The organism is Planotetraspora thailandica (assembly GCF_016863335.1).
GTDB classification, from domain to species: domain Bacteria; phylum Actinomycetota; class Actinomycetes; order Streptosporangiales; family Streptosporangiaceae; genus Planotetraspora; species Planotetraspora thailandica.
The window spans coordinates 149,478-171,922 of record NZ_BOOR01000031.1 but is presented as its reverse complement, the minus strand read 5'-3'; the positions used below and the strand labels follow the sequence as shown (position 1 = coordinate 171,922).

Here is a 22,445-nt window from a genome sequence, read left to right as displayed (position 1 = left end):
CGACCCAACTCAGGGAGCGACAGAGTCGATGAAGTATCTGCTCTACATCCTCAAACGGCTGGTGTCCCTGATCCCCGTTCTTCTCGGGATCTCGTTCATCGTGTTCTTCCTCATCCGCCTGATCCCAGGTGATCCGGCGGCCACGCTGCTCGGTTCGCACGCCACTCCGCAGGCGATCAGCGAGCTGCGCAGCCAGATGGGGCTCGACAAACCGCTGCTGAGCCAGTACGTGACGTTCCTGGGGCACCTGTTGCAGGGGAACCTCGGATACTCCTACGTGTACAGCAGTTCGGTGATGGACCTGGTGACGATCAGCCTGCCGGTGACGATCTGGCTGCTGGTCTCGGGCACGGTCTTCACGTTGCTGATCGCCGTGCCGCTGGCCGTCCTGGCCGCGGCGCGGCGCAACGGGATCGCCGACAACATCATCCGCGCGGTGCCCGTCGTGGGGCTGGGGCTGCCGGCGTTCTGGCTCGGCATCATGCTGATCCTGATCTTCGGGCTGAAGCTGGGCTGGTTCCCGGTCGCCGGATACGGCGCCAGCCTGGCCGACCACCTGCGCGGCATGGTGCTGCCCGGCGTCACGATCGCCCTGACCCTTTCGCCGATCCTCATCCGCAGCCTGCGCGCCAGCATGATCGACGTGCTGAGCAGCGACTACATCGTGACGGCGAACAGCAAGGGGATCAGCACCGCACGGGTGGTGCTCGGGCATGCCCTGCGCAACGCCGCCGTCTCGTCCGTCACCGTCCTGGGCGTCAACCTCGCCTACCTCACGGGCTCCACGCTCGTGGTCGAACGCGTCTTCTCGCTCCCCGGCATCGGACAACAGATGATCAATTCCATTCTCGGAAGGGACTTCCCCACCGTGCAGGGAATCACTCTGGTCTTCGCGATCATGGTTGTCGTCGTGAACCTGTTGACCGACGTGACGCACGCCGCCCTCGATCCCCGGGTCAAGCTCGCATGAGCGCGGTCACGATCGTCGGTCCCGACGTACCCGCGGCTCCCGAAGCCGGCCGCCGCATCCGCGGACGGTGGAACCCGCCGCTCGTGGCCGGGCTGGTCCTGTTCGGCCTCATCGTCGCGGCGGCGCTCTGCGCACCGCTGCTGACGAGCCAGGATCCGATCAAGCAGAACCTCGCCGACGCCCTGCTCGCACCCGGAGCGAAGGGGCATCTGCTCGGAACCGACGCGCTCGGCCGCGACGTGCTGGCCCGGCTCCTTTACGGCGCCCGCGTCGACCTGCGGGTCGGCGTGCTGGCGGTCATCTCGCCGTTCATCATCGGGAGCCTGGTCGGGCTGATCGCGGGATGGTTCGGCGGCTGGGTGGACGCCGTCATCGGCCGGATCGTCGACATGGTGATCGCGTTCCCCTTCCTGGTGCTGGTGATCGCGCTGGTCTTCGCCATGGGCCCGGGGACGACGAGCATCTATACGGCGATCACCCTGGTCGGCTGGGTGGCGTACTGCCGCATCGTGCGCGGTCAGGTGCTGGTCGCCAAGGAGCAGGAGTACGCCATGGCGGCCAGGGCCAGCGGCCTGCCGACGTGGCGGATCCTGCTGCGGCATCTGCTGCCGAACGTCGTCCTGCAGGCGATCGTCTTCTCGATGAGCGACATCGTGCTCACCCTGCTGGCGATCGTGACGCTGGGATTCCTCGGCCTCGGCGTGCCGCCGCCGACCCCGGACTGGGGAACCATGATCCAGGAAGGTCAGCAGTTCATCTTGACCAAGTGGTACATATCCACCATTCCCGGCTTGGCTGTCGTCATCACCGGCCTCGCGCTGGCGCTGATCGCGGACGGCATCGTGGAGAAGGCGAACCGATGACCCCTCCACTGCTCGAAGTCCGAGACCTGCACGTCGACATCCCGATGCCGCACGGACGCCTGCACGCGGTCCGCGGAGTCTCCCTCTCCGTGGGTGCGGCCGAGTCGGTGGGGCTGGTCGGCGAGTCCGGCTCGGGCAAGAGCCTGACGTTGCGCGCGCTGCTCGGCCTGCTGCCCCGCCCGGCGAGGATCGTCTCGGGAACGATCCTCATCGACGGCGAAGACGTCACCGGGCTGCCGGCCAAACGCCTGAAGCGCCGGCTGACCGACACGATGAGCATGGTCTTCCAGGACTCGCTGACGGCGCTCAACCCGGTGATGCGGGTGGGCGACCAGATCGCCGAGGCGCCGCTGCGCAAGCTCGGCAAGTCGCGGAGCGAGGCCAAGGCGATCGCCGTCGACCTCATGAGAGAGGTCGGGATCGCCGATCCCGAGCGCCGTTATGAGCTGTATCCGCACCAGTTGTCGGGCGGGATGCGCCAGCGGATCTGCATCGCGATCGCGCTGTCGACCAAGCCGCGGCTCATCCTCGCCGACGAGCCGACCACGGCCCTCGACGTGACGATCCAGGCTCAGGTCCTCGGCGTCCTGCGCCGGCTCAAGCAGGAGGAGCACGTCGGGCTGCTGCTGGTCAGTCACGACCTCGCGGTGGTCAGCCAGACGTGCTCGCGGCTGTACGTGATGTACGCGGGCAAGGTCGTCGAGTCCGGCGACCTGCTGGACCTGGTCACCGAGCCCCGGCATCCGTACACGTTCTCCCTGCTCCGCTCGGTGCCCGACCCGGACCGGCGGGTCGCCCGGCTGCTGACCATCGAGGGCCGGCCCCCGGACCTCAGCGAAGCGGTGACGGGGTGCTCCTTCGCCCCCCGCTGCCCCTTCGCCGAGGACGCCTGCCGCGAGCGGGAACCGGAGCCGGTTCCCGCCGGGCCGGGGAGAGTGAGCGCCTGCCGGCGCATCGACACGGCGGAGCGATGGACCGCGATGGTCTCGGAAGAAGCGGTGAGCCAGCAGTGACGGCGGGAAACGAGATCCTTTCAGTCGAGGGCCTGGCCCGGCACTTCACTCCCAGCGTGGCGGTGACCGACCGGCTGTTCGGCAAGAAGCCGGTGGTGAACCACGCCGTCGACGGCGTGGACCTGGTGCTGCACAAGGGAGAGACGCTGGGGCTCGTCGGCGAGTCGGGTTGCGGCAAGTCGACCCTCGCGCGCACCGTCGTCGGCCTCTACCGGCCCACCGCGGGCACGATCCGCTATGAGGGCGAGGTCCTGCCGGAGAAGCGCACGCGGGCTCAGCAGCGGGCGATCCAGATGGTCTTCCAGGATCCCTACAGTTCGCTGAACCCGCGCATGACGGTCGGGCAGATGCTGTCCGAGCTGCTCCGCTTCCACAAGCTGGTCCCGCGCGACAAGGTGAACGAGCGCAGCAGGGAGCTGATGCACCTGGTCGGCCTGCCCGAACGTGCCCTGGAGCAACGCCCGCGGCAGTTCTCCGGCGGCCAGCGGCAGCGCGTCGGCATCGCACGGGCGCTGGCGCTGGAGCCCACCGTGCTGGTCGCGGACGAACCGGTGTCCGCCCTCGACGTGTCGGTTCAGGCCAACATCATCAACCTGCTCGCCGACCTCAAGGAGACGCTCCACCTGTCGGTCGTCTTCGTCTCGCACAACATGGCGGTCGTACGGCAGATCAGCGACCGTACCGCCGTCATGTACCGCGGCCGCATCGTCGAGACCGGGGACACCGACACCCTGTTCGACGACCCGGTCCATCCGTACACCAAGTTGCTCATCGGCTCGGTTCCCCGGCTCGTCGACGGGGAAGGCCCGGTCGAGGCGGAGGAGGAGCCGGAGGAGGCCGCTGGTCACGACGCCGTCAGGCAGGAGGTCGCGCGGTCCGCGGAAAGGGACGGCACCCACCCGTGCCGTTTCGCCGACCGGTGCCCGTCCGTCGTGGCCGCGTGTGCGGCCGAGCCGCCCCTGCTTGTCGATCCACGCGATCCCGCCCGGTGGGCCGCGTGCGTCCACATGTCCCAGCGCGCAGAAGGAGTCGTCGCGTGAGCAGTCCCACCAGCAGCCCCGTCGTCATCGGCAGCGAGCGGAGCGAGGCCGGTCTGCCCGCCGCCATGGAGATCCTCGCCCGCGGCGGTTCCGCGCTGGACGCGGTCGAGGCCGGGCTGCGGAGGTGCGAGGACAACCTCGACGACCACTACGTCGGCACCGGGGGGCTGCCGAACGCCCAGGGGGTGGTGGAGCTCGATGCGTCGGTGATGGTCGGCTCGACCAGGGCCTTCGGCGCCGTCGGCGCGGTGAAGGGCTTCCCCAACCCCATCTCGATCGCCCGTGCCGTACTGGAACGCCTGCCGCAGCACAGCCTGCTCGTCGGCGCCGGAGCCGAGCTGTTCGCCGAGGAGAACGGGTTCACCCGGGCCGACCTGCTGACCGAGGAGTCCAAAAAGCTGTTTTTGTCGGCGCTGCTGCCCTCGGAGGAGTCCGTCGAAGGTGAGCGGACGGCGGCGCAGGCCGGTGACGACCTCTACCGCAGGACCGCCCTGGACCTGGTCAACCGGTTCGCCCCGCACGACGGGCCATGGGGAACCATCAACATCATCGCCCTGGACTCCTCCGGCGAACTGGTCGTCGGCGTGTCCACCAGCGGCTATCCCTGGAAGTACCCGGGAAGGGTGGGGGACTCGGCCATCCCCGGCGCGGGAAACTACGCCGACCTGCGGTACGGCGGCGCCGCCTGCACCGGCCGCGGAGAGCTGAGCATGCGCGCGCTGGGCGCCCGCGGCATCGTCGCGGATCTGGCGCGCGGGCTCGACCCGTCCGCGGCGTGCCTGGCGATGCTGGCCGACGCGGCGACCCTCCCGGACGAGTTCCGCGCCGAACTGCGCTGTCTCGCCCTCACGCCGGACGGCCGGCACGGCGCCGCGGCGGGACAGGAGGGCTCGGTCTACGCGGTGATGACCGAGACCTCGACAGAGCCCGAGTTCCACCCGAGGAGCGTGTTGTGAAAATCTTCATCTCTTCCGACATGGAAGGGACCGCCGGAGTCGTCGACTGGGATCAGTGCGTCATCGGCGGATCGCAGTACCCGTACTACACCGGGCTGCTGACCGGTGAGATCAACGCCGCCATCGAGGGCGCGATGGAGGCCGGGGCCACCGAGTTCCTGGTGAACGACGCCCACTCCAAGATGGCCAACCTGAAGCCGGACGCGCTCGCCGGGCGCGCCGGTTACCTGTCCGGCCGGTACAAGCCGATGTACATGATGCAGGGGCTCGACGAGAGCTTCGACGCGATCTTCCTGGTGTCCTACCACGGGTCGATGGGCAGCGACGGCTCGGTCCTGTCGCACACCTACTTCCCGTCGGCCTTCGCCGAGGTGACCGTGGGCGGGGTCGTCGCCGGAGAGGCGGGCATCAACGCGCTCGTCGCCCGCGCGTACGGCGTGCCGATCGTGCTGGTGACCGGCGACGTCACGACGGCCGAGGAGACCGAGCGGTTCTGCCCGGGCATCAAGGCCGCGGTGGTCAAGAAGTCCATCACCCGGTTCTCCGCCGAGGCGCTGCACCCGGAGGCGGCGAGGGACCTCATCCGCGAGCGAGCCCGGGCAGCCGTCGGCGACCTGCCGGGCGCGGCACCGCCGTCCATCGACCTTCCCGTCACCCTCGGCCTCTCCTTCCGCAGCAGCGACTACTGCGAGCTGGCCGCCAGGATCGCCGGGGTCGAGCGCACCGGAGCCTTGTCGGCGGCCATCACCGGCGACGACCCGCTGTGGATCTATCAGACGTTCGTCACGGTCGTGCTGCTGTGCCGGGGGCTGGTCGAATGAAGATCGTCGGAGTTCTCTCCGTGCCCGCGCGTGCCGGATTCTTCGCCGACGACCAGGCGGCCATCAGGGCCGGCGCCGAGCACGACGGCTTCGCCTACCGGGGTGATCCGATCACGCCGGGCTTCTCCGCGATCCGGCAGGCCGGCGAGGCGCTGTCGGTGCTCCTGCTGCTCGAAGACGGCTCGGTCGCCCAGGGCGACTGCGCCGCGGTGCAGTACAGCGGCGCCGGCGGCCGCGACCCGCTCTTCAACGCGGCGGCGGCCCGCAGGGACGTCGAGGAACACCTCGTCCCCCTACTGGTGGGCGCGGAGCTCGACTCGTTCCGCGAGCTCGCCGGGCGCGTCGACGCCTGCCGTACCGCGTCGGGGCCGCTGCACACGGCCGTGCGGTACGGCGTGACGCAGGCGGTGCTCGATGCGGTCGCGCAAAGCCGCAGGCTGACCATGGCAGAGGTCGTGCGCGACGAATACGCGACCGGCGTGGAGCTCAGGCCGGTGCCGATGTTCGCCCAGACCGGCGACGAGCGATACGCCAACGCGGAGAAGATGATCCTCAAACGGGTGGACGTCCTTCCGCACGCCCTGATCAACAATGTCGACACCAAGCTGGGACGCCGGGGCGAGCTCCTCGAGGACTACCTGCGGTGGCTGGTGGCCAGGATCGGGGAACTGCGTCCTGACAGCGCGTACACGCCCCGGCTGCACTTCGACACCTACGGCACCGTGGGCCTGGCCTTCGACGGGGACGTCGAGGCGGTCGCCGCCTATCTCGCCCGTCTGGGCGACATCGCCGCGCCGTACGAGCTGGTGGTCGAGCACCCCGTCGACGCCGGCGGCAGGGAGGCGCAGATCGAGACGTACGTCGGGCTGCGGTCGGCCCTGCGGCGGATGGGCGCTCAGGTGAAGGTCGCGGTCGACGAGTGGTGCAACACCCTTGAAGACATTGAGATGTTCGTCGGCAAGGACGCCGCCGACGTGATCCACGTCAAGACGCCGGATCTCGGCGGCGTCAACAACACCATCGAGGCGCTGTTGCTGGTCCGCGATCGTGGACTCGTGGCGTACTGCGGTGGAACGTGTAACGAGACGGACCGTTCGGCGCAGGTCAGCGCCAACATCGCCATGGCCTGCGGCGCGGGACAGGTGCTGGCCAAGCCCGGCATGGGAGTGGATGAGGGGCTCATGATCGTGGGGAATGAGATGGCGCGGGTCGCGGCCCTCGCGGCGGCGCGGGGAGAGAGGGCTCTGCCGTGACGCCGCTGGCGGATGTCCGCATCATCGCGATCGAGCAGTACGGGGCGGGGCCGTTCGGCAGCGTGCACCTGGCGGACCTGGGGGCCGAGGTCATCAAGATCGAGGATCCTTCGACCGGCGGGGACATCGGGCGGTACGTCGTCCCCGAGCAGCACGGTGAGGACAGCCTGTTCTTCGAGACGTTCAACCGCAACAAACGGAGCCTCAGCCTCGACATCTCCACGCCGGAGGGCCGCGCCGTCTTCGAGGACCTGGTGAAGGTCAGCGACGTGGTGCACTCCAACCTGCGCGGCGACGTCCCGGCCAAACTGCGGATCCGCTACGACGACCTGAAGCATCTCAACCCCGCCATCGTCTGCAGCTCGCTCAGCGGCTTCGGGATGACGGGGCCGCGCAGCGCGGAGCCCGGCTACGACTACGTGTTGCAGGGCATGGCGGGCTGGATGGACATCACCGGCGAGCCCGGGGGACCGCCCACCAAGTCCGGCCTGTCGCTGGTGGACTATTCGGGCGGGCTGGTGGCGGCGGCGTCGATCCTGGCCGCGCTGCACGCGGCGCGTCGTGACGGGATCGGCGCCGACTGTGACATCAGCCTGTTCGACACGGCGATCTCGATGTTGACCTATCCGGCCGCCTGGCAGCTCAACGGCGATTTCGAGCCCAAGAGGACGCACCACTCGGCGCATCCGTCCCTGGTCCCCTTCCAGGCGTTTCCCACCGGGGACGGCTGGCTGGTCGTCGCCTGCCCCAAGGAGAAGTTCTTCCGCCGGCTCGCCGAGGTCGTCGGTCATCCCGAGTGGCCGGACGACCCCCGGTATCAGGATTTCGCCGCCCGCAGAGAGAACTCCGAGGCCTTGCTCGCGGAGCTGGAGGCCGTGTTCGCCACGAACACGAGCGAGCACTGGCTGGGGCTCCTACGAGTGGCGGGGGTGCCGTGCGGGCCGGTCAACTCTGTGGCGCAGGCCCTGCGGGATCCGCACACCATCGCCCGCGGCATGGTGGTCGAGACCGAGCACCCCTATTTCGGGACCGTACGCCAGGTGGCGAGCCCCCTGAGAGTGGGGTCCGAAGAAGGCCGGTATCGCCGCGCTCCCCGGCGCGACGAGGACGCCGACTACGTCCTCACCAAGGTGCTCGGTTACGACGCCGACCGCATCGCGCGGCTGCGGTCGGTGCGGCCCGAGGAGGAGCGCTGACATGACCGTCCGTGAAGGATGGCAGGGCCGCTACTTCGAGGACTTCGAGGTGGGTGACGTGTACCGGCACGGACTCGGGCGCACTGTCACGCAGGCGGACAACATCTGGTTCACCCTGCTCACCCAGAACACCGCTCGCGTGCACTTCGACGCGCACTACGCCGCGCAGACCGAGTTCGGCCGCCCGCTCGTCAACTCCGCCTTCACCATCGCCCTCGTCACCGGGCAGTCCGTCACCGACGTGTCCTACAACGTGATGGCCAACCTGGGCTGGGACGAGGTGCGGCTGCCGAACCCGCTGTTCGAGGGCGACACGGTCTACTCCTCGTCCGAGGTGGTGGCGGTGCGGGAGTCGCGATCCAGGCCGGAGGTCGGGATCGTCACCGTGCGGACCACCGGCACCAACCAGCATGGGACCGTCGTCATCACCTTCAACCGGACGGTGATGGTGTACAGGCGGGGCTTCGGGCCCGCGCACGGGCCGATGACCGGCGGATGACCGCCGGTCCGGCCGGACTCGTCAGGCCGGGTCGCCGGCCGGCTTCGACAGCAGTTCGGCGACCAGGTCCTTCGGTCCGATCTCCACGAGACTCAGCGACGTCTCGGTCCGCTGCACGCCTTCGATCTGCCAGATGCGATCCATGAGCAGCTGCCGCAGATGCAAGTGATCACGTACCCGGAGCTGGGCGAGCAGGTCGATCGCGCCGGTGACGATGTCGAGCCGCTCCAGCTCCGGTATGAGCGCCAGCTTCTCGACGAGTTCCTTCTGCTGGTAGCCCTGGACGGCGGTGATGGTCAGGTAGACCGTCATCGGAAAGCCCGCGGCGCTCCAGTCCAGGCGCACGCCGTAGCCGCGGATGACGCCCAGGCGCTCCAGACGCGCGATGCGCTCCTTCACCGAAGGGGCGGACATGCCCAGCTCACGGGCCAGTGCGCGCTGCGAGCGCCTGGAGTCCTGGCTGAGCAGCACGAGTATCTGCCGGTCCACGTCGTCGAGCGGAACGGGGGGCGACTGGGGCGGCATGTCGGTCAGGTCGCGGAACGGGGCGGCCGAGGCGGTGGGCGCGGCGTCGGGCGCGGCGTCGGGCGCGGTGGTGGGAGAGGTGTTGGGCGCGGCGTTGGGCGTTGCGGCGCGGCGGCGAGGGGGCATGGCGGGAAGGCTACCTGCCCGGACGTGCGGAAAGCGCAGATCCTCCGAAGTCGTCCGTATGAGGGACGCCACACCGGGCTCCGGATGCCGGTCGCGCATGCCCGAGCAAGCGACCATTTGCACATTTAAGGGGTGATGGGTGGTGATTTTGAGGCGAATGGTTAGTATGGGGCACAGATCTCCTTACAGATGACTGCCCAGGGGATCGACTCGGCTTTCACTTCACAAGCCGAATGCGCGGACAGTGCGTGGAACCACCAGAACGGAGCGTGAGGACCGGTGCGGGTCTTCGACAGCAACTGGATGCAGATCGCCGACCATCTCCAACGCGACGATCGCATCGTGTTGCCGGTCGGTTCGACCGAGCAGCACGGGTACCTCTCGCTCGGGACGGACACGCTGCTCGCCGAGCGGGTGTCGGTGGAGGCGGCAGAGCCCCTCGGCGTGCCGGTCCTGCCGGTCCTGCCGTACGGCATGGCGCCGTACTTCACCGAATATCCGGGGACGATGAGCCTGCGCATCTCCACCTACATCGCGGTGGTGCGCGACCTGCTCGACTGCCTCGCCTCCCAGGGCTTCCGGCGGATCGCGGTGGTCAACGGCCACGGAGGCAACGCACCCGTCGCCGGCCTCATCCGTGAATGGATCTCCGAGCCCCGGCTCGACCGGGTGGAGGTCCTGTTCCACAGCTGGTACAACGCGCCGCGGACGGCCGAGGCCGCGAGCCGCTTCGACGACGACCAGTACCACGGCTCCTGGCTGGAGAACTTCCCCTGGACCAGGGTCGCCGGCGTGGAGATCCCCGACGGCGCCGCCCCCGTCCTGCCCAGGTCGCTGGTGAACAACCTGAGCGCGAAAGAGATGAAGGAGCTCTCGCCTGACGGGAGCCTCGGCGGGGCCTACCAGCGCAGTGACGAGGACATGCAGGCCGTGTGGGACGCCGGCGTGGCCGAGGTCCGCGAACTGCTTGAGAACGGATGGATCAACAAGTGAGTGCAGGAAAGGACAGGGTCGCCGTCGTCACCGGCACGGCCCACGGGATCGGGGCGGCCATCGTGGCCGCCCTCGAGGCGGACGGCGTCCGGGTGCACGGCGTCGACAAGGACATCGCCGACCTGACCGACTCGTCCGCGGTGAACGCCTTCTTCGGGGAGGTCGGTGACGTCGACATCCTGGTGAACAACGCCGGCGGGGTCGTCGGCCAGGTGCACCACCCGATCGAGGAGATCACCGACGACGACTGGGCCGCCGTGGTCGCGGCCAACCTGACCAGCACCTTCCTGTGCACGCGGGCGGTCGCGCCGGGCATGAAGCAGCGCGGCTGGGGCCGCATCGTCAACATCTCCTCCGGCGCCGGACGCAGCGTCAGCCTCACCGGCATCCAGGCCTACGCCAGCTCCAAGGCCGGGCAGATCGGCTTCACCCGCCAGATGGCCCACGAGCTCGGCCGGTTCGGCGTCACGGTGAACTGCATCGCGCCGGGGTTCGTGCTGTCCAACCCCACGACGATCAAGCAGTGGGAGAGCTACGGCGAGGAGGGGCAGGCCGCGCTCGTCGACGGCATCGCCGTACGGCGGCTCGGCAGGCCCGAGGACATCGCCCACGGCGTGCGGTTCTTCGTGTCCGAGGAATCGTCCTGGATAACCGGTCAGACAATCTCGATTGATGGTGGACATGCTCTCTTTTGATGCGACCGACGCCGAGTACATCGACGAACTGGCCGCCTACGTCGCGGTCCCGAGCGTGAGCCGGGACGCCACCCAGGAAACCATGCGCGCCGCGGCCGAATGGCTCGCCGCACAGTTGTCGTTCGCCGGAGGCCGCGTCGTCGAGACCGAGGGTCACCCCGCGGTGCGGGGCGACTGGCTGGGCGCGCCGGGCGCGCCGACCATCCTGGTCTACGGCCACTACGACGTGCAGCCGACGGGCGATCTCGCCGAGTGGCACACCGAGCCGTTCGAGCTCACCGTGGACGGCGACGTGATCCGCGGCCGCGGTGTCACCGACGACAAGGGCCCGGTGTTCATCGTGCTCAAGGTGGCGCAGGCGTTCGTCGAGCAGGAGGGCGCGCTGCCGCTGAACGTCAAGTTCCTCTTCGAAGGCGAGGAGGAGATCGGCAGCCCCCATCTGCCTGCCTACCTGCGCGAGCACGCCGACGAACTCGCGGCCGACCTGGTGATCTCCGCCGACGGAGCCATGTGGCGGCCCAGCGAGCCCTCGCTGTCGATCGCGTCCAAGGGCCTGGTGACTCTGGACGTCGAGGTCACCGGTGCCGACGGCGACCTGCACTCCGGGCGGTTCGGCGGCACCGTCGCCAACCCGGTGCACGCGCTGTCGGAGATCCTGGCCGGCCTGCACACCACCGACGGCCGGGTCGCGGTCGACGGCTTCTACGACGGCATCCCCGAGCTGACCGACGAGCGCCGCGCCGCCATCGCGGCGGTGCCCTTCGACGAGGACGGCTATCGCGATGGCCTAGGCCTGGACGAGGTCTTCGGCGAAGCCGGCTACAACACCCTGGAACGGCTGTGGGAGCGTCCGACGCTCGAGATCAACGGCGTCAAGGCCGGCGGCAAGTACACGGTCATTCCGCACGTCGCGACCGGTCACATCTCCTGCCGTCTCGTGCCGGGCCAGCGCCCGGAACGGGTGCTCCAGGCGATCACCGACCACGTGCTCGCCCAGAAGATCCCCGGTGTGCGCGTCACCGTCCGGCCCGACGAGGGCGGGGTTCCCGCGTACACGATCCCCGCCGACCACCCGGCGATCCGCGCCGCCACCGAGGCCCTCGCGCACGTCTACCCCGGCCAGGAGGTTCTGCTGGCGGTCATCGCGGGGACGCTGCCCGCCACCGCGCTGTTCGAGGAGGTGCTCGGCGCGAAGACCCTGTTCTTCTCCTTCTCCACGGCGGACGAGAACCTGCACGCGCCGAACGAGTTCCTGCGGATCTCCCGGCTGCGCGAGGGCATGCGCGCCTGGGAACACCTGTGGCGCCTGCTCGCCGACGGCCCGCACCGGCTGGCTCCCGTCATCCGGGACGGATCGGCGTGATGTACCAGTCGTACGGCTATCTCACGCCGGGCGTCGACCTCCCCGCCTTCGACCTGGCCCCCGAGTTCGGCCGCGTGCCGCCGTACGACGGCGGGCTGAGCGAGCCGGACCGGGAACGGGCCGAGCGGCTGCTGCGCGACACCATCGTGATCAGCCTGCACGACCATCCCGTACGGTTCCCCGCGGACATGCGGCAGACGCCGGACTACAACCGCACGGGACGCCAGCACACCGCGTTCGCCGGACTCCTCGCGTCGGGCATGACCGTCGTGTTCGACAACATGATGGACGGCACGGCCTGCGTCACCGGCAACGCCCCGTGGCGCTGGCTCGACATCGTCACCGACCTGGGCATGCGCCAGGCAGACATCGCCCACCAGAGCGACGTCATCGTGATCCGCACGATGGACGACATCGAATACGCCCACCGGGCGGGCAAGGTGGGGCTGCTGTTCGGCCTGGAGGCGGCCACGCCGATCGAGAACGAGATCGACCGGCTCGACGTGCTCTACGGTCTCGGGCTCCGGCAGATCGGCATCGCCTACTCCGACGCGAACGCGCTCGGCAGCGGGCTGAACGAGACCACCGACGGCGGCCTGACCGACTTCGGCAGACGCGCGGTCGCCAGGATGAACAAGCTGGGCCTGGCCATCGACATCTCGCATTCCTCCGATCGGACCGGCATGGACGTCTGCGCGGTCAGCGAGCGTCCCGTGTTCATGACGCACGCCGGAGCCCGTGCGGTCTGGAACACGCCCCGGATGAAGCCGGACGACGTCCTTCGGGCCGTGGCCGAGACGGGTGGCGTCATCGGGATGTCCGCGGCACCGCACACGACGTTGTCCGAGGCACACCCCCGGCACACCATCCTGTCGGTGATGGACCACTTCCGGTACTGCCTCGATCTGGTCGGGATCGAGCACGTCGCGTTCGGCCCCGACACGTTGTACGGCGACCACGTCGGCCTGCACACCGTCTTCGGGCACCTGCTCAAGGTGGGGACGGCCGCCCCCGGGGGTCCCTCCTTCGAAAAGGTGGAGTTCGTGGACGGTCTCGAGAACCCGACCGAGAACTTCGGCAACATCTGCGGATGGCTGGTGCAAGAGGGGTTCTCCGACAGCGAGATCGCCGCCGTATTGGGCGGCAACATCCTCCGAGCGCTCCAGCGGATCTGGGCCTAGGCATGGCCTGTCCCACCGATTTCGCCATTCATCCCTCAGGAATCTCAGGAACCCGGCCGACAGGAAAGAAGACCAGTGGCCACTGACAACCAGCCCTCGGCCCAGGCGAGCGCCGAGCCGAACGACCAGCTCGCCCAGCTCAGCGCGGAGTTCTTCGAGGTGAAGCACACCGCCGACCCGTTCAGCGCCACCCTGCTGGGCGTCTCGGGTTTCGACGGCCTGGTGCCCGACCCCAGCCGTAAGGGCTCCGCCGCCGAAGCCGCGAAGATCGCCGACATCGAACGGCGGCTGCATGACATCGATCCCGCCGGCCTGAACGGGACGGACCGCATCAACCACGCGGTGCTCGGCCGGCTCGCCTGGGGCGTACGGTCCGACCTCGAGCACGGGCTGTGGGAGACCGGAGCCTCCGCGGACGGATACTCGTCGCCGCAGGCGATGATGTTCATGTCGGTTCCCGCCGCGTCCATCACCGACGCGGCGGCGGCCGACCGGTACCTCCAGCGGCTGGCCGCCCTGCCCGCGTTCCTCGACGCGATCCTCGACCGCTACCGGGAGGCCAAGGCGGACGGGCGGATCCCCACCCGCGTCGGCGTCGGCCAGGCCATGGACCAGCTCAGCGGGCACCTCGCGCTGAGCCTGGCCGACGACACCCTGCTCAGCCCGCGCCTGCCCGACGGCGTCGACCACCAGCGGATCAGGGCCCGCGCGTCCGAAATCGTCGAGGGGTCCGTCCGCCCGGCCATGCGGCGCCTGCTCGCCGGCCTCGAGGACGAGCTGCTGCCGGTGGCCCGGCCCGACGACCGGGTGGGCATCCGCTTCGTCCCCGGAGGCGAGGAAGGCTACCGCGACGCGGTGCGGCGGCACACCACCACCGATCTCAGCCCGGACGAGATCCACCAGATAGGCCTGGACTGCCTTGCCGAACTGCGGCAGGAATGGGCCGAGCTGGGCGGCCGGGCGCTCGGCACGAGCGACGTGGGGGAGGTCCTCTCCCGGCTGCGGGACGACCGTTCGCTGCGGTTCGCCACAGCCGCGCAGATCGTCGACACCGTCGCCGACGCGCTTCGCCGCGCGGAGGAGGTCCGCGACGAGTGGTTCCCGGCGTACGACATCGCCGACTGCGTCATCGAGGAGATCAACCCGATCGAGGCGGGCAACGCCGCGCTCGCGCACTACCGGCCGCCGGCCGGCGACGGCTCCCGCCCCGGCGCCCACTGCGTGCTCACGACCGACCCGCAGGAGCGGTTCGTCTACGAATACGAGGCGCTGGCCTTCCACGAGAGCACACCGGGCCACCATCTGCAGATCGCCTCGGCGCAGACCCTGACGGATCTGCCGGAGTACCGCCGCTTCCTGGACGCCGAGGTGTGCGGGTACGTCGAGGGCTGGGGCCTGTACAGCGAACGGCTGGCCGACGAGATGGGCCTGTACACCTCCGATCTCGCCCGGCTGGGGATGCTCTCGTTCGACGCGCTGCGGGCCTGCCGGCTGGTGGTCGACACCGGCATGCACCACCTGGGCTGGTCGCGGCAGCAGGCCATGGATTTCATGTGGGACAACACCGCGACCACACGCGCCAACGTCCGCAACGAGATCGACCGGTACATCGCCTGGCCCGGCCAGGCACTGGCGTACATGATCGGCCGCAGGGAGATCCGCCGCCTGCGCGCCCTGGCCGAGGACCGGCTCGGATCCCGGTTCGACATCCGCGCCTTCCACGGGACGGTGCTCGGCAACGGCGCGGTCCCGCTCGGCGTGCTCGACCAGATCGTGGCCGCCTGGATCGACGTCGTGGCGGCCTGACCCGGCGCCCATCGGCAAGGAGTGAACATGTTCGTGGAAATCAACGGAGCGCGGCTCAACGTCGAGGTCCTCGGCGAGGAGGGCGCCCCGGTGCTGATCGCGCACCACGGCGGCGGGGGAATCGGCTCGCTGGCGGAGCCGAAGGCGACCTTCGGCCCGCTCGCCGACCTGTTCCGTGTGATCGTGTTCGACGCCCGGGGATGCGGCCTGAGCGAGGGCGTCCCGCCCTATTCACACGCCCAGTGGGCCGCCGACGTCGACGCGTTGCGCGAGTGGGCGGGCGCCGAGCAGATCGTGATCGCGGGCGGCTCCTACGGCGGGTTCATCGCCATGGAATACGCGATCGCCTATCCCGGCCGGGTGCGCGCGATGATCCTGCGGGACACCTCGCCGGACCGCACCAACCTGGAGATCGCCCACCAGAACGCGCGCCTGCAGACCCGGGTGGAGCTCAACTGGGAGAACTACGACCGGTACTGGAGCGGCAACATCCGCGACGACGAGGACCTGAAGGCCCGCTGGGCCGAGCTGATCCCGCTGTACGACTACGAGTACGACCCGGTGAAGGCGGCGGCCCGGGTCGAGGCCGGCATCTACCGCCATGAGGCGCACAACTGGTGTTTCCAGCACAACGCCCCCGTCTATGACGTCAAGCCGCAGCTTCCCTCCGTCACCTGCCCGACCCTGGTCACCGTCGGGCGCGCCGACTGGGTGACCCCGGTGTCGTCGGCGGAGACGATCGCCTCGCTCATCCCGAACTCCAGGCTCGTCGTCTTCGAGAAGTCCGGCCACTCACCACAGATCGAGGAGGCGGAGCTGTTCCAGAAGACGATGCGCGACTTCCTCGCCGAGGCCCTGCCGGATCTCGAGGCGTCCCGATGATCACACGGCGGGACCTGCACATCCCCGACCTCGAGCTCGAGATTCCGTACTTCGAGATCCAGGGGCGGGGCGACGGGCCGCGGCTCACCGTGTTGTCCGGCGTCCACGGCGCCGAGTACGCCTCGATCGCGGCCGTCCGCGAATTCGTGCGGGACCTCGACACGGCCGCCGTCTCCGGGCGGATCGTCGTCGTTCCGGTGGTGAACGTGCCGGGGTTCTGGGCAAGGACGCCGTTCGTCGTCCCGGCGGACGGCAAGAACCTGAACCGGAGCTTTCCCGGCGACCCCCACGGCACTTTCACCGAGGTGCTCGCCCACCACGTGTTCAGCACGTTCATCGTCGGCTCCGACTACCTGGTCGACATGCACGCCGGCGACGTGCCCGAGTCGCTCGAGCCGTTCACGATCTACGAGGAGTCTCCGGTCGAGGCGGCCTCCTTGGATCTCGCCGTGGCCTACGGCGCCGGGCACATCGTCCGGCAGGCCGCGGTGGAACGGACCGTCGCGGGCAGCACATGCGCGGCCGCGGCGGACGCCGGCATCCCGGCGATCATCGCGGAATCCGGTCAGAACGGCCTGCTCGACCGGGCGGCGATCGACAGGCACCTCGCCGGGCTGACCAACATCGCCAGGTCCATCGGAGTGCTGGACGGTGAGCCGTGGCCGGCGCGCGACGCTCGCCGTCACGAGGGCTGGCACTGGCTGCGCACCGACCGGGCCGGTTGGTGGCAGCCTGCCGTGACAGTCGGGGAACATGTGCCGGCCGGCGGGCTGCTCGGAACCGTGAGCGACGTCTGGGGTGAGGTGTTCGCCGAGGTGCGCGCGCCCGAGGCGGGCACGCCGCTGTTCCTGACGAGCAGCCCGGCGGTCTCCGCCGACGGCCTGCTGCTCGGCCTCGCCCGGGACGTGGAACGGTCATGAGGGCACGGTCCTGGCTGTTCACGCCCGGCGACCGCCAGGACCGGTTCGCCAAGGCCGCGGCGAGCGGCGCCGACGTCGGCATCCTCGACCTCGAAGACGCCGTGGCGCCGGAGCACAAGCCTGCCGCTCGGGCGGCCGTAGCCGAAGCGCTGATCCGGCACCGGGCCTACGTGCGGATCAACGGCGCGGACACCCCATGGCACGACGACGACCTCGCCGCGATCGCCGACCGGCCCGGACTGCTGGGCGTCATGGTGCCCAAGGCCGAGACCCCGAACGCGCTGGATGCGATCGCGGGGCCGGTGGTCGCCCTGGTGGAAACCGCCGCCGGGCTGGAGAACGCGTCCCTCATCGCCGCCCACCCGAACGTGGTACGGCTGGCTTTCGGCAACGTCGACTTCGGCCTCGACATCGGCGCCGCCGACGAGGAGTTCGTCTACGCCCGTTCTCGTCTGGTGGTGGTGTCACGCGCGCAGGGGATCGCCGTGCCGATCGACGGGGTGACCACCGACCTCGACGACCCGGCCCAGGCGGCCGCCGACGCCCGGCGTGCCCGCAGGCTGGGCTTCGGTGGCAAGCTCTGCCTCCACCCCCGCCAGATCGCCCCGGTCAACCAGGCGTTCACCCCCACGGCGGCCGAGCTCGCCTGGGCCCGCCGGGTAGTGGAGAAGGCCGACGAGAGAGGCGTCATCCGCGTCGACGGCCAGATGATCGACAAACCCCGCCTTGAGCTGGCCCGGCGTCTGCTCGACGAGTCGTGAACAGGCTGGAAGTTCCAGGCGGAGGCGTCGCGTACCGGGGAGCGGGGAGGCTCCGGTAGGGCCTGCCTGCCTGGAAGAACGGGCGTTGGCCGTATAGACGGGCAACCCGGGTGCGGCGATCGTGGGTGGTGTAACGGGTTCGTAGGGAAAGGGGAGGGCATCATGTGCGTCCACCGGCCTCGATGCCCCGCGGCGAACGCCACCGACCATATGGCCGCCTGCGTCGTGTCCGCCCATCCGGAGCAAGGGTGGAGTCTCCTCTGCAACGGCGTGGTGCTCTTCGACGACAGCGGCGAACTGTTCCCCGACGGGCATGCCCTCGCGCCACGAGAGCGGCTCTCCTCCGCTGCCTGACCGGGTGAGGGGATGCACCGATCTGCCGAACGCGCGGCCGTCTACCTCGACACCATGGACCACTCTGCGATGCGCCATGAGGGATTCGAACCCCCGACCGTCGGATTAGTCCCCCTATCCCTGCGGTGACGCCGCGCAGGCGTGAAAATGGGGTCGGGTTGCCCGCCGACGTCGGTGTCTTCTTGGGATCTGGAGCCCGTGGATTAGTCTGACGCCGGGGCCCGACCTGGAAGGGTCACGCACTGTTGCTTCGAGCACGCCGGTCAGAATTTCGGTTCCCGACCGAGGCCCCCGGGCATCCCTCCACCTACCCCCCGACAGGTGATGGAGGACGGTTCGCGTGGCGATGCGAGAGCCTCATGAAATCCCCGATGAGGAACACGAGCAGGTCTTCCAGCGGGTCTGCGCGATCGATGTGGCCAAGGACTCCGGCAAGGTGTGCATGCGCGTGCCGCACGAGTCCAGGCCGGGCCGGCGCCTGAGCAAGGTGTGGGACGTTGACGCCACGTTCAACGCGGTTACCGAACTCGCCGATCATCTGGTGTGCCAGGGGATCGAGATGGTCACGGTCGAGTCGACTTCCGACTGTTGGCGGATTTGGTTCTATCTGCTGGAAGCGCGCGGCCTGAAGGTCCAGTTGGTCAATGCCCGGGATGTTAAGAACGTCCCCGGCCGCCCGAAGACGGACAAGTTGGACAGCGTCTGGTTGGCCAAGCTGACGGAGAAAGGGCTGCTGCGGCCCTCGTTCGTGCCGCCAAAGGAGATTCGTACGCTGCGGGACTACACCCGGATGCGGGTGGATCTGACTCAAGAGCGGACTCGGCATTGGCAGCGGCTGGAAAAGCTGCTGGAGGACTCGCTGATCAAGGTGTCGTCGGTGGCGAGCAAGCTGGATACCGTTTCGGCCCGGGACATGGTCGAAGCGCTGATCGCGGGGGAACGCAACCTCCGGGTGCTCGCCGATCTGGCCCGCGGCAAGATGAAGGCCAAGAACGCCGCCCTGATCGAGGCGTTGACCGGCCAGTTCGACGACCACCACGCTGAACTCGCCCGGATGCTGCTGGACCAGATCGACGGCCTCACCAGGCAGATCGATCAGCTGACCGTCCGGGTCGAGCAGGTGCTCTCAGCCCTTCCCGCCGCTCAGGCTCCCCGGGACGGAGACGGTCACGGCTGTGACTGCGGCTCCGATGAGTGTGACCACTGCCAGATGGCCCACATCCTGCTCCCGGCGTTGGAGCGGCTGGATGAGATCCCCGGTATCGCTCCGCACATCGCCCAGGTGATCATCGCGGAGGTTGGACTGGATATGAGTCGGTTCCCCACCGCAGGACATCTGGTGTCTTGGACCAAGCTCTGCCCTCGCACCATCCAGTCAGGGGCCAAGAGCAGATCTGGTCAGGCGGGAAAGGGCAACCCGTACTTGAAGGGTGTGCTGGGAAACGCGGCTGCCGCTGCGGCCAAGAGCGACACCTTTCTGGGCGAGCGCTACCGGCGGATCGTCAAACGTCGCGGCAAGCTCAAAGCCCTGGTGGCCATCGCCCGGTCCATCCTCGTCATTGTCTGGCATCTGCTCGCCGATCCCAGCACCCGCTTCAGTGACCTGGGCGTCGACTACTACGCCAACCGCATCGACAAGGGGAAGAAGGCCCGCAACCACATCCGGCAGCTGGAAGCGCTCGGCTTCACTGTCGCCCTCACTCAAGCCGTCTGACCAATACCGGCCCTGACCAGCCCCAGCCCGCAATCACTGGCTGGGGTTCGCTGCCGCCTGCCTAGCTGAAGTGGATCATTTTCCGGTCAGAAGTGGATTAGTTTCCTCCAGCTCTACATAGCCTCTGACCTGCTGAACGGGGCGTCGGGGAACGGCCGAAGACGGAGATCATCCCGCGTATATCCCGCACGCCTATTGGTCGGCTCTGGAGCGCCTGGCGCGTTCTCGCAGTCGACGTAGGCGGCGGTCGTACTGCCCCGCATATGACCTCGTGGCCTTGTCGACCAAACGGATCAGCGGGTCCGAGAAGTGCTCATAGAGTTCAACCTCGAACGGGTCGCTGTCGTAATCGATCAGCCGGGCCAGCGTCTTACGGTCCTGTTCGATAGAGCCACGACGCCGAACACGGTCGCGCCACCTTTCTGCGCTCACCTGGGCCTCGTCCACGCCCCTACCGTAGTCGTCATAGCGGACGATGCGGAGAGTGTGTGGAACCGAGCTATCAGCTTGGGAAGTCTTTCAACATCATGCGGTCTGAGCTGCGAAAACGCTGATCTGCGTGTATGCGGGTCGAGTGACCGTGAGTCCCCGTGATTCCCCGCTGCTTGCCGACCGTACGGGCACGCAACGGGCACGGTGCAGGCTCCGGTGATCTCCTTTGCGTGCCTCCACTACTGAGGGAGCGCGGTCTGTTCACGGTGGGTCCTGAAGCCGAAGAAGTGCAGACCGTCCACCGCTCTGTCGTCAGCTACCTCTTCTGCGGTCCACAGATGATCGGAGTAGTCGTCCATCGCGATGCCGCCCTGCGCGAGCAGTGCCAACGTTAGATGGCGCACCTCGGCCGTCCCGTCGACTCGGCCCGAGACCTCGACTTCAAGCATCCATTCAGGTCGCCGGCCGCAGGCCCGAGTAAGACTCCTTACCGTCTGCGGCTCCCAGTCCAGGTACAGGTCCTCAGTTATCAGCCATACGTACAGACATCCGTCCACGAACCACGGATGCCTCCGACCGGGAGACCGTTCGTCAAGCAGAGCAACGACGGCAGCCTGCTCGACATCGGGGAAGACGAAGATGCTACGCACACCCAGAGAGTCGCATACGACAGGCGAGCCCACGCGTCAGCGGTAGTTCGTGAACTGCCACGGTGGTGTGGCTGACCAGCATTGAAGCGCCGATGGTGCCTCTGACCTGCGGGTTTGGCATCTCGGCGCTTCTCGTCATTACGCGGCCGATCACGCTGTCATGTGCCCTGGATGTGCCCTCGGTCGGGCGCCATGGCCGACAAGCCCATCGGCTGTAACTTCTTGCTCCCAAAGCACTGGTCATGGCTCTTGGGGCTGGCGTTTGTCCAGGTGAAGTCACATGTTCAGTGCATGGATGTGCACTGAAGGGCTGGGCTAAGCATCCCTGATGTCACTCAGTTTGGCACTCACCCGGCACGCACCGTCGGCGGCTTCTCGGCTGTAGGCACCTGCCAACGGCCCTGGGTGGCACGGCGGCCGGTTATTGCTCTGAGTACTCTTCGAGTGGCGGCGATCACCAGGACGGCTTCATGAACAGGCTTACAGTGCAGAGCGGCAGCGAGGATTTCGTTTGCCTCTTCATTGAACCGTACGGCGAGGACTTCTGGTTGAAGCCCGGTGACGAATTCACCGTTGTTCCGGCTGAGGACACGTCGGATCCTCAGTTCACGGTGGTTGCCGCCACTGACCGCATGGTGGTGTGGATCTTCGAAAGTGGCGACCCAGAGAAGGTAATCGTCGACTATACGATCGTCGACAGCAACGGCACCGCGTTGAAGTGCGGCCATCAGCAGCCTGCTGACTAGGGACCTGGGGGCTCATGTCCCTGACCTGGGCCGTGGTTGGAGCGGGTGACGGGAATCGAACCCGCGCTGTCAGCTTGGGAAGTCGCTACGCGATGGGGCTGCTGACGTCGGAGAACCCTGACCTGTGGGGGAGCGGGGTGAGCAGCCACGACTTCCTATGAGTCCCTCTTGGTCTCCTCTCTGACGGGCACGCAACGGGCACGGGGGCATGGCTTCTGCTTCCTCGCTGCATACCTGTGCTCGTATGGCCGGGCCGAGGAAGGAATGTCCCCACACGGTCCCACGCCGGCTCGGCCGAGCTAGACCCTGGCGTGGATGTGCTCGCGCTGTGTTTCGCCGTGTGACAGCGGTCTCAGAGTTTGTACAGCTTGTTGAACGGTGTAGTGATTCGTTCCTGCCGCGATCCGAAATCGACGAGCACGGCGATCTCGTCTTCTACAGCGATGACGACGCCGAGACCATACCGATCATGGGTCACTTGGTCGTTCACGCTGAACCGCTCGGCAGTCGGGGCGGGGGGCGGGGGCTTGAAGGGACTTGTGGGCAGGTGGCGACGGGGCGCGCCGCTGGGTGGCTTCATCCCCTTAAGTATGTGCCGCCTGTGAGAACGCTCGCGACGGGAGATGGAGATGGCCCTAAAAATGATCAAGGTCCGAGTTTGGATTAGCGCCCTGACCTGGGCTTTC

The 22,445-nt window shown here is 68.3% G+C and carries 24 protein-coding genes; 20 read left to right on the top strand and 4 right to left on the bottom strand.

What is annotated here, in order from left to right; all coding sequences use genetic code 11:
• Positions 1-28: 28 nt before the first annotated feature.
• Genes Pth03_RS21590 through Pth03_RS21550 form a run of 9 tightly spaced genes read left to right on the top strand, consistent with a single transcriptional unit; the run spans position 29 to position 8,611 of the window.
• Positions 29-970, top strand: coding sequence for an ABC transporter permease (locus Pth03_RS21590; RefSeq protein ID WP_203946143.1), 942 nt, complete (start codon positions 29-31; stop codon positions 968-970).
• Positions 967-1,833 carry an ABC transporter permease gene (locus Pth03_RS21585; RefSeq protein ID WP_203946142.1) on the top strand — a complete coding sequence of 289 codons (867 nt, stop codon included), beginning with the start codon at positions 967-969 and terminating at the stop codon, positions 1,831-1,833. Before Pth03_RS21590 ends, Pth03_RS21585 begins: the two co-directional genes overlap by 4 nt.
• The gene (locus tag Pth03_RS21580) at positions 1,830-2,846 is read left to right on the top strand and encodes an ABC transporter ATP-binding protein (protein WP_203946141.1); all 1,017 of its coding nucleotides are present in this window, start codon (positions 1,830-1,832) and stop codon (positions 2,844-2,846) included. Before Pth03_RS21585 ends, Pth03_RS21580 begins: the two co-directional genes overlap by 4 nt.
• Complete coding sequence (locus Pth03_RS21575; protein ID WP_203946140.1) at positions 2,843-3,886, top strand: oligopeptide/dipeptide ABC transporter ATP-binding protein; 1,044 nt, start codon at positions 2,843-2,845, stop codon at positions 3,884-3,886. The genes Pth03_RS21580 and Pth03_RS21575 overlap by 4 nt, the downstream gene beginning before the upstream one ends.
• The gene (locus Pth03_RS21570) at positions 3,883-4,842 is read left to right on the top strand and encodes a glycosylasparaginase (RefSeq protein WP_203946139.1); all 960 of its coding nucleotides are present in this window, start codon (positions 3,883-3,885) and stop codon (positions 4,840-4,842) included. The genes Pth03_RS21575 and Pth03_RS21570 overlap by 4 nt, the downstream gene beginning before the upstream one ends.
• The gene (locus tag Pth03_RS21565; RefSeq protein WP_203946138.1) at positions 4,839-5,663 is read left to right on the top strand and encodes a M55 family metallopeptidase; all 825 of its coding nucleotides are present in this window, start codon (positions 4,839-4,841) and stop codon (positions 5,661-5,663) included. Before Pth03_RS21570 ends, Pth03_RS21565 begins: the two co-directional genes overlap by 4 nt.
• Complete coding sequence (locus Pth03_RS21560) at positions 5,660-6,916, top strand: methylaspartate ammonia-lyase (RefSeq protein ID WP_203946137.1); 1,257 nt, start codon at positions 5,660-5,662, stop codon at positions 6,914-6,916. Before Pth03_RS21565 ends, Pth03_RS21560 begins: the two co-directional genes overlap by 4 nt.
• Entirely contained in the window at positions 6,913-8,112 is a 1,200-nt protein-coding gene (locus Pth03_RS21555; RefSeq protein ID WP_203946136.1) for a CaiB/BaiF CoA transferase family protein, read from the top strand. Before Pth03_RS21560 ends, Pth03_RS21555 begins: the two co-directional genes overlap by 4 nt.
• Position 8,113: 1 nt before the next feature.
• Positions 8,114-8,611 (top strand): MaoC family dehydratase, encoded by a 498-nt coding sequence (locus Pth03_RS21550; RefSeq protein ID WP_203946135.1) that lies wholly within the window; start codon positions 8,114-8,116, stop codon positions 8,609-8,611.
• A gap of 21 nt (positions 8,612-8,632) precedes the next feature.
• Here the strand turns inward: Pth03_RS21550 and Pth03_RS21545 are convergent, their stop codons facing one another.
• Positions 8,633-9,262 (bottom strand): Lrp/AsnC family transcriptional regulator, encoded by a 630-nt coding sequence (locus Pth03_RS21545; protein ID WP_203946134.1) that lies wholly within the window; start codon positions 9,260-9,262, stop codon positions 8,633-8,635.
• A gap of 279 nt (positions 9,263-9,541) precedes the next feature.
• Here Pth03_RS21545 and Pth03_RS21540 point away from each other — a divergent pair, with 279 nt between their 5' ends.
• From Pth03_RS21540 to Pth03_RS21495, 10 genes are all read left to right on the top strand, one after another.
• Positions 9,542-10,255: a creatininase family protein gene (locus tag Pth03_RS21540; protein WP_203946133.1), complete on the top strand. Its 714-nt coding sequence runs from the start codon at positions 9,542-9,544 to the stop codon at positions 10,253-10,255.
• Positions 10,252-10,950, top strand: coding sequence for an SDR family NAD(P)-dependent oxidoreductase (locus tag Pth03_RS21535; RefSeq protein WP_203946132.1), 699 nt, complete (start codon positions 10,252-10,254; stop codon positions 10,948-10,950). Before Pth03_RS21540 ends, Pth03_RS21535 begins: the two co-directional genes overlap by 4 nt.
• On the top strand, positions 10,937-12,313 hold the full coding sequence (locus Pth03_RS21530; RefSeq protein ID WP_203946131.1) for a dipeptidase: 1,377 nt from the start codon (positions 10,937-10,939) through the stop codon (positions 12,311-12,313). Before Pth03_RS21535 ends, Pth03_RS21530 begins: the two co-directional genes overlap by 14 nt.
• On the top strand, positions 12,313-13,494 hold the full coding sequence (locus tag Pth03_RS21525) for a dipeptidase (protein WP_203946183.1): 1,182 nt from the start codon (positions 12,313-12,315) through the stop codon (positions 13,492-13,494). The genes Pth03_RS21530 and Pth03_RS21525 overlap by 1 nt, the downstream gene beginning before the upstream one ends.
• 75 nt (positions 13,495-13,569) lie before the next feature.
• The gene (locus Pth03_RS21520; RefSeq protein WP_203946130.1) at positions 13,570-15,300 is read left to right on the top strand and encodes a DUF885 domain-containing protein; all 1,731 of its coding nucleotides are present in this window, start codon (positions 13,570-13,572) and stop codon (positions 15,298-15,300) included.
• A 27-nt stretch (positions 15,301-15,327) separates the two neighbouring features.
• Positions 15,328-16,182, top strand: coding sequence for an alpha/beta fold hydrolase (locus Pth03_RS21515; RefSeq protein ID WP_203946129.1), 855 nt, complete (start codon positions 15,328-15,330; stop codon positions 16,180-16,182).
• The gene (locus Pth03_RS21510; RefSeq protein ID WP_203946128.1) at positions 16,179-17,102 is read left to right on the top strand and encodes a succinylglutamate desuccinylase/aspartoacylase family protein; all 924 of its coding nucleotides are present in this window, start codon (positions 16,179-16,181) and stop codon (positions 17,100-17,102) included. The genes Pth03_RS21515 and Pth03_RS21510 overlap by 4 nt, the downstream gene beginning before the upstream one ends.
• The gene (locus Pth03_RS21505; RefSeq protein ID WP_203946127.1) at positions 17,099-17,863 is read left to right on the top strand and encodes an HpcH/HpaI aldolase/citrate lyase family protein; all 765 of its coding nucleotides are present in this window, start codon (positions 17,099-17,101) and stop codon (positions 17,861-17,863) included. Before Pth03_RS21510 ends, Pth03_RS21505 begins: the two co-directional genes overlap by 4 nt.
• 162 nt (positions 17,864-18,025) lie before the next feature.
• On the top strand, positions 18,026-18,217 hold the full coding sequence (locus tag Pth03_RS21500; RefSeq protein ID WP_203946126.1) for a DUF5999 family protein: 192 nt from the start codon (positions 18,026-18,028) through the stop codon (positions 18,215-18,217).
• 346 nt (positions 18,218-18,563) lie between these two features.
• Positions 18,564-19,931 (top strand): IS110 family RNA-guided transposase, encoded by a 1,368-nt coding sequence (locus tag Pth03_RS21495; RefSeq protein WP_239119253.1) that lies wholly within the window; start codon positions 18,564-18,566, stop codon positions 19,929-19,931.
• A 192-nt stretch (positions 19,932-20,123) separates the two neighbouring features.
• Here the strand turns inward: Pth03_RS21495 and Pth03_RS21490 are convergent, their stop codons facing one another.
• Positions 20,124-20,378, bottom strand: a complete 255-nt coding sequence (locus Pth03_RS21490; protein WP_203946124.1) for a hypothetical protein — start codon at positions 20,376-20,378, stop codon at positions 20,124-20,126.
• Positions 20,379-20,602: 224 nt separating this feature from the next.
• Positions 20,603-20,812 carry a hypothetical protein gene (locus Pth03_RS21485; RefSeq protein WP_203946123.1) on the bottom strand — a complete coding sequence of 70 codons (210 nt, stop codon included), beginning with the start codon at positions 20,810-20,812 and terminating at the stop codon, positions 20,603-20,605.
• 671 nt (positions 20,813-21,483) lie between these two features.
• Here Pth03_RS21485 and Pth03_RS21480 point away from each other — a divergent pair.
• Positions 21,484-21,759: a hypothetical protein gene (locus Pth03_RS21480; protein WP_203946122.1), complete on the top strand. Its 276-nt coding sequence runs from the start codon at positions 21,484-21,486 to the stop codon at positions 21,757-21,759.
• 352 nt (positions 21,760-22,111) lie between these two features.
• Here the strand turns inward: Pth03_RS21480 and Pth03_RS41625 are convergent, their stop codons facing one another.
• A complete protein-coding gene (locus tag Pth03_RS41625; protein ID WP_239119247.1) occupies positions 22,112-22,249 on the bottom strand; it encodes a hypothetical protein in 138 nt (45 codons plus the stop codon).
• Between the last annotated feature and the right edge of the window lie 196 nt (positions 22,250-22,445).